At 40.7% G+C, this 4,361-nt stretch carries 5 protein-coding genes; 2 read left to right on the top strand and 3 right to left on the bottom strand.

The genetic code is table 11. The features are described 5' to 3' along the window. Positions 1 to 153: 153 nt before the first annotated feature. The 3 genes from VPNCDNU1_RS27900 to VPNCDNU1_RS27890 all read right to left on the bottom strand — a co-directional run bounded on the left by VPNCDNU1_RS27900 (position 154) and on the right by VPNCDNU1_RS27890 (position 2,422). Positions 154 to 546 carry a hypothetical protein gene (locus VPNCDNU1_RS27900; RefSeq protein ID WP_167404907.1) on the bottom strand — a complete coding sequence of 131 codons (393 nt, stop codon included), beginning with the start codon at positions 544 to 546 and terminating at the stop codon, positions 154 to 156. A 462-nt stretch (positions 547 to 1,008) separates the two neighbouring features. After that, the gene (locus VPNCDNU1_RS27895) at positions 1,009 to 1,650 is read right to left on the bottom strand and encodes a LysE family translocator (RefSeq protein ID WP_104403409.1); all 642 of its coding nucleotides are present in this window, start codon (positions 1,648 to 1,650) and stop codon (positions 1,009 to 1,011) included. After that, the gene (locus VPNCDNU1_RS27890) at positions 1,643 to 2,422 is read right to left on the bottom strand and encodes a class I SAM-dependent methyltransferase (protein WP_104403408.1); all 780 of its coding nucleotides are present in this window, start codon (positions 2,420 to 2,422) and stop codon (positions 1,643 to 1,645) included. Before VPNCDNU1_RS27890 ends, VPNCDNU1_RS27895 begins: the two co-directional genes overlap by 8 nt. Before the next feature lie 234 nt (positions 2,423 to 2,656). Between VPNCDNU1_RS27890 and VPNCDNU1_RS27885 the strand changes: the two genes are divergently transcribed. After that, positions 2,657 to 3,484: an AraC family transcriptional regulator gene (locus VPNCDNU1_RS27885; RefSeq protein ID WP_104403407.1), complete on the top strand. Its 828-nt coding sequence runs from the start codon at positions 2,657 to 2,659 to the stop codon at positions 3,482 to 3,484. Between the two features lie 258 nt (positions 3,485 to 3,742). After that, a complete protein-coding gene (locus tag VPNCDNU1_RS27880) occupies positions 3,743 to 3,985 on the top strand; it encodes a hypothetical protein (RefSeq protein ID WP_104403406.1) in 243 nt (80 codons plus the stop codon). The last annotated feature ends 376 nt before the right edge of the window (positions 3,986 to 4,361 follow it).

Here is a 4,361-nt window from a genome sequence, read left to right as displayed (position 1 = left end):
AATTTAATCTAACAAACTTGGGGACATTTCCGAGTCACAAAGTCCGCATTCCCACTTGCGATCACCAAGCAATTCTGTCGATGCGCAATCAAAGTTAGTCAGTCCTATGTTACAGAGCAACTGTTAACGATTTTTCATCCTGAGTAGAGATTATTAAACCCGACCAAAAGCTTTGAGAAAGTTCTTGGGATGTTGGTGAAACCTTACATGATCGGGGTGATTAACCCTCCTCTTTCCCTTAAAAGGCGGCGCAATGTATCCCCAATTTGAACATCTTGAGAAATATATTACATAATCAATCTGTGCATTTTGCCACTGGTCAGTAACAACTGTGTTTCCATCAAAGCATCCTACCGACTTTACTTGAATCCGGTAGAATTTGTTCCCGTCAGAAGTAAGCACATCGGTCTTCATACCATGATCGATCATAGGCATAAATACTTCCCAACCATCTTGTAATAGCCAGCTTGCCAATAGGGTTTCGTAAGAGATGCTTTTGTAGTGCTTTTTAGCTTCAGAAGAAGTGTGGAGTGTTTTTACAGGCATAGTAATATCCTAATTACATGCTGAGTGTCTTTTTAGCACAAGACATACAGCGAAGCATCCCTTGTGGGAAAACTTCAATTAGGATTCACAATGGCTCTATTGAGATCTCATCAGCTAGTAATGGGAGCTGCCCCTAGTCTTCTACCTGTTTGGTTACCTTGACTATTAATACTAGAGTTCACGTAACGTGAGTGAATCGGTCAGTGTCATATTAACATAAACAAAGATCGTAATTTCGTCAATTCCACTAATGGCAAGAAAGCTTCATTAGATAGATAAACTGACAGAAACCCAGAATAGTAGACACCACACTGATTAGAAAATGTAGGTCAAACGACCTTCCGCGAAGTTTGATGGAAAAATGTCCCAATTTAAATGGGGCAAAATCGAGTCCGTGCAGATCATATTCAATTGTGTTGTTTTCTACGCATGTCGCCACCAGCAATACGATTGGTCATAGGTTTACTGTCCATGTGTTGCGAACGTCCGGATGGTTTCATAGAAAAGCATCAGTGCAAAGGCGATAAATATCACGCCCGTTACTCGCATTATCAATCCATTGTTGATGTTTATAATCTTTGCTATCTTCGCGCACAGTATGGAATACACGATATGAATAGATGCTGTGACCGTTACCAGCGAAACCGTGAGGTTAATGAAGTTCGTACTAAACGTTGATGCCGAGTTGAGGTAAACGGGATAAATAGCCAAGAAGAACAAGATTGTTTTCGGGTTTAACAGCGAGATGTAAAAACCTTGAAGTGCAAGGTTGGAGTCTAGAGTACCCCCCTCTTCTTCTGAGGTAACATCCACTGCGTTGTTTGCGCTGACTATTAACTTTAACCCTAAGTAGCCAAGGTAGCAGGTGCCACACAGCCCTATAAGCTGATATGTCCAAGGAGCTATGCTGTAGGAATAAAGTAAGCTAACTATGGCTACCACAGACGCACATGCTAAACCCAAGCCAATACCTATAATGAGTGGCACAGTCCGCTTCACCCCGTTGGTCAGACTTTGGTTAATTACCGCGATTGTGCCTGGACCCGGTGTGCCTGCAGCGACAAGACACACCGCTAAATACCCAACGAAGTCAATATTAGTCATAGTGTCTTTCTTTCTGTGTTTCCATCAATGTCATAGGCCAGTTTAGGCACCAGCCGCTGTCCATTTTGAACACACCCAGAATTTGTTCAGCCGTAGCCATGGTCGTATCTGGTGTGTACTCAGGCTTATTAGAAAGCAGTTGATTTAAAAATTCACCGATGTGTTCCTTTTCCTTAAAGTGCCATCGCAAAGGAATATCAATAAAGTGAGGCTCACCCCACCCCGACAGTTTGCACATACTACGGGCAAATGATTTGCTTAAAAAACTAACTTCATGACCGGTTTTACATGCTCTTGCGACAAAGTCGTCAAAGTATTCCGCCACTGGCGATCCAGAAAAGATGTCAAAGATGAGGCATCTCGCGCCCGCTTTGGACATTCGATTTAATGTCTTCATCGTATCTGTCTTACTACTTATGTGATGGAACGCGCCACGGGTCCAAATCAAATCTAACTCGGAATTTAAATCGATTTTCATTGATTCAGCAGCTTCACAATGAATTTTTATGTTCGTAAGGGCGTTGTCGTATAATGGCTGTAGTTGCTCCAGAGATGGGTCGACAACATGAAGGGTCCCACTCTTACCGATAAGCTTAGCGATTTCAAAGCTAAAGAAGCCACTACCTGCACCAATCTCAAGAATTTTGTTTCCTATCGCTGGCGATAAATAATCAATCATGACTTGTAGGTCTTCTTTCCATACTCCTTCAAAGTTGCTGATAGCCATTTTATAAGACTTAGATCTAACAGCGTTGAACTCGACAGTTTCCATACTAGGTTCTCTTTTTACTATGATCTATTATTAATATCCGAAATCCACCTGTACAAATATTGAAAATAAATCCGTTTGTATTCGCAATAACTGGTCCTTTATGTAACACGGTTCGCATTTACTATGGATGGGGTCTTATAGCAATACATTGTATTTGATTGGTTTATCCACCTAGAACTGCGTTGTAAAAAATAATTATTCAATTAATCGAAATATGCACAAGGAAGTCAGCGTATGGAACTGAATAGGTCCGAATACTCATTGATTGATGCTTACGACGGTATTGAATTTGTTAGTACTGTTTATGGAAGACAGCCTTTCCCGTTGCATCACCACGAGGGGTACGCTATAGGCATGCTAGATCAAGGTGTTCAGCGCTTTGGAATGAACGGGAATAATTATAAGTCGAGTTCAGACCAACTGGTGATTATCAACGCTGATACTAGCCACACGGGGGAGGCCGTAGGACACACACTTTGTTCTTATAAAGCCATTTATCCTACCCCAGAGCAGATTCAGTCTATTTTAAAAGATACACCGCATGCTAAACATGGTTGCCCTTTTATCAGCGACCCGATTGTCACTGATAGTCGAACAAGCCATTTTTTTCGGATGTCCCTCCAAGAAATCAATCAGCCAACGTCTCGGCTGTGTTTGGAGACTTTACTGTACGGATTCGTTCTTTCTTTGCTGGTCAATCAGTCGGGAATTGGTGTATTCAAAAGAATTCCTAAAGCATCGCCCAATATCAAAAAGGCAATCGATTACATTCAGTCCTTCTACGATAAGAATATTAGCCTAGACGAACTATCGTTCGTTTCCAACTTAGATAAAAATACGTTGATTAAAGAGTTTAAACGACTGATCCAAACCACACCTCATCAGTACCTGATTCAAGTAAGAGTTAACAAAGCAAAACAGCTATTGAGAAAAGACCAAAAGCTTTCACATATCGCATTCAAATGTGGGTTCTCAGACCAAAGCCATTTCACTCGATGCTTCAAGCAATTTACGTCAGTGACGCCCAACATGTACCGAAAATCGATTCTCAGTTATATATGAGTTCAATCCCAAACTGATTAAGATGCCAACACTGATCTAGACGAGTTTAAAGACGCTGGTCTCTTATTTGATGGAAACCGTGTAGTCCTGTGGCGCAAACAACCATCAAAAGACGGGACAATATTGCTTTTGAACTAATAGCCTCTTTGTATAAGTAAGTTAAGTGACTTAAGTAGAAAATTCAGATTAAAACAAACTGTAAGTTTGAGCTTCTTGAGCTATATTTGAAATGAATGTAAACCATATAGGTGTCTATAGATGGATGCAGATCAAAAAGCATTGATTGACGTTCTGATTGAAGCCAGTAATCACTACCAGCTATGCAGTCAGGTCTACGCTCAAGCATTGGAAGGGTTCCTTGAAGGAAGAGTTAAAGAGGATGTTTTCACAAGAGCATGGGAGGAAAAAGAAGATGCATTCGAAGTTCTTTTTAAAATTAAACAACGCCTTATTAAAAGAGATGTGCTCTTATCAGACATTAATAACATCATTAATACATAAGGCAGTCCTAACTTATACTCCTTTTCGTCCATCTAATTTTCGCGCCTACCTTGATAGCCCTCAGTCTATTTTTATTAACTCGCCAACCCTAAACCCGATATGTATGCATGCTCCTATTCGAGCTCTTCAAAAAAATAGACTATCAGGTGTTGCGTAGTCGTAGGACCACCGAAACATTGCTTCCAACAGACCGCCTTCTTCCATGTCAATGAGGATGTTAGCGTCACTAATTAGAAGCTGCATTGAGTACCTCCAACTTTCGTTCTTTATGAAAGCTAGAGACAGACATTCCAAGTAACATGGCGCTAGTGATAATAAATGGATTCATCTTTATTTGGATGCAAATGTTTTTTTTCGCCGTTTTGTCTATCGACAT

The sequence above is a fragment of the Vibrio penaeicida genome (genome assembly GCF_002933855.1).
Lineage (GTDB): Bacteria > Pseudomonadota > Gammaproteobacteria > Enterobacterales > Vibrionaceae > Vibrio > Vibrio penaeicida_A.
This window is presented reverse-complemented; position numbering and strand designations above follow the sequence as displayed.

Coding starts and splice junctions, on each gene's coding strand:
- VPNCDNU1_RS27900 (WP_167404907.1), bottom strand. CDS start 546: ATGCCTGTAAAAACACTCCACACTTCTTCTGAAGCTAAAAAGCACTAC.
- VPNCDNU1_RS27895 (WP_104403409.1), bottom strand. CDS start 1,650: ATGACTAATATTGACTTCGTTGGGTATTTAGCGGTGTGTCTTGTCGCT.
- VPNCDNU1_RS27890 (WP_104403408.1), bottom strand. CDS start 2,422: ATGGAAACTGTCGAGTTCAACGCTGTTAGATCTAAGTCTTATAAAATG.
- VPNCDNU1_RS27885 (WP_104403407.1), top strand. CDS start 2,657: ATGGAACTGAATAGGTCCGAATACTCATTGATTGATGCTTACGACGGT.
- VPNCDNU1_RS27880 (WP_104403406.1), top strand. CDS start 3,743: ATGGATGCAGATCAAAAAGCATTGATTGACGTTCTGATTGAAGCCAGT.